Below are 2,238 nucleotides of genomic sequence, written 5' to 3'. Positions count from 1 at the left end.
GTCTCTCTTTTTGGTTCCCCGGGGGGTGCGCTTCGCGTTTTCCATACTTAGTATGGTATCACTTCCATACGACGTACGGTTCCGTGTTGCACGGCAGCCTCGACCGACGCCCTTGCTCACCCCCTCCACACCCTCCGCAGAGGAGCAAGACATGACCACGCACGCGAACGACCTTCGCCCCATCCGGTCCCCGCGCGGGGTCCCCCTGCTCGGCCACACGCCGCAGATCCCCAGCACCAACCCGGTGGAGTACTTCGCCGAACTGTCCAAGCAGTTCCCCGAGGGCATCTACGGCATGGACATCGCCGGCATCGAGCAGGTCTTCGTCTACGACCCGGACCTGGTGGCCGAGGTCTCCGACGAGACGCGGTTCTTCAAGCAGATCGAGAAGACGCCGCTGCAGCACGTCCGGGACTTCGCGGGCGCGGCGCTGTTCACGGCCCACCAGCACGAGGAGGAATGGGGCATGGCGCACCGGATCCTCCTGCCGGCGTTCAGCCAGCGGGCCATGAGGGCGTACTTCGGGCAGATGCTGGAGATCGCCCAGAACCTGGCGGGCAAGTGGGAGCGCAAGGAGGGTCAGTCGGTCAACATCACCGACGACTACACCCGGCTGACGCTGGACACCATCGCCCTGTCGGGGTTCGGCTACCGGTTCGACTCCTTCGAGAAGGAGGAGCTGCACCCCTTCCTCAACGCGCTGCTGGGCGCGCTGGTGGAGTCGCTGCGGCGCTCGCAGGAGCTGCCGATGATGACCAAGCTCCGCAAGGCCGATGCCAAGAAGTACGGCGAGAACGTCCAGCTGATGCAGGAGCTGGTCGAGAGCGTGATCAAGGAGCGCCGCGAGGGGAAGGGCGGCGGTGAGGAGGACCTGCTGGGCCTGATGCTGGAGGCCACCGACCCGGAGACCGGCAAGCGGCTGTACGACGACAACGTCCGCGACCAGGTGCTGACGTTCCTGATCGCCGGCCACGAGACCACCAGCGGCCTGCTGTCCTTCGCCACCTACTCGCTGATGCGCAACCCGCACGTCCTGGCCCAGGCGTATGCCGAGGTGGACCGCCTGATGCCCGGTGACACCGTCCCGGACTACGACACGATCATGCAGCTGGACGTCATCCCGCGGATCCTGGACGAGACCCTGCGCCTGTGGGCTCCCATCCCGTCGTTCGGCAAGACGGCGCGGGAGGACACCGTCATCGGCGGCCACTACGAGCTGAAGAAGGGTGCGAAGGTCCTCATCCTGGAAGGCCCGCTGCACACACACCCCAAGGCGTGGGAGCGGCCGGACGAGTTCGACATCGACCGCTGGCTGCCGGAGAACCGCGCCAAGCAGCACCCGCACGCCTACAAGCCGTTCGGCAACGGTGTGCGTGCCTGCATCGGCCGGCAGTTCGCGCTCACCGAGGCCCGCCTGGCCCTGGCGCTGGTGCTGCAGAAGTTCAAGTTCGCCGACACCAACGACTACAAGATGGACCCCCGGGAGGCGCTGACCCGCAAGCCCGGCAACTTCGAGCTGATCGTCCGCCGTCGTCAGGAACACGAGCGCACCGTGTTCGGCGCCGCGGACGTGCAGACCGGGGACACGCAGGCGCAGGCCGCGGTGAGCGGCGTCGGTGTGAACCTGACCGTCGCCTACGGCTCCAGCCTGGGTTCGTGCGAGGACCTGGCGCGCACCATCGCCGACCGCGGTGAACGCTCCGGGTTCGGCACCACCCTGGTCGGCCTGGACGAGCTGGGCGACAACCTGCCCACCGAGGGCCTGCTGGTGGTTGTCGCCGCCAGCTACAACGGCAAGGCGCCCGACAACGCCCAGCGTTTCGACGACCTGCTCGCCGCCGGGCTGCCCGAGGGCTCGCTGGCGAATGTGCGGTTCGCGCTGCTGGGCGCCGGCAACACCCAGTGGGTGGCCACCTACCAGGCATTCCCCAAGCGGATCGAGGAGGGTCTGCTGGCCGCCGGCGCCACCCCCATCGTCGAGCGTGGTATCGCGGACGCCGCCGGTGACTTCGACGGCATGGCCACGCGGTGGATGGACAACCTGTGGGCGACCCTGGCCGAGGAGTACGCCGCCGACACCTCCCAGGCGAGCGGCCCGCGCTACGAGGTCCAGCTGCTCACCGAGTCCGACGTACGTCCCGCCATCGTCTCCGAGCAGGCGTACCCGCTGACCGTGGTGGCCAACGAGGAGCTCGTGGCCGACGCGACCGGGCTGTGGGACTTCCAGATCGAGCCGCC

Annotated in this window: 1 protein-coding gene; it reads left to right on the top strand. The window is 68.1% G+C overall.

Translation table 11 applies throughout. The features are described 5' to 3' along the window. Positions 1-151 precede the first annotated feature (151 nt). Positions 152-2,238: cytochrome P450 (locus ACIBJF_RS53040; protein ID WP_399185057.1), on the top strand; the 2,087-nt coding region annotated here is incomplete at its 3' end.

Source organism: Streptomyces sp. NPDC050743 (assembly GCF_044456925.1).
Lineage (GTDB): Bacteria > Actinomycetota > Actinomycetes > Streptomycetales > Streptomycetaceae > Streptomyces.
The sequence above is the reverse complement of the archived record's forward strand: the minus strand, read 5'-3'. Positions and strand labels throughout refer to the sequence as shown.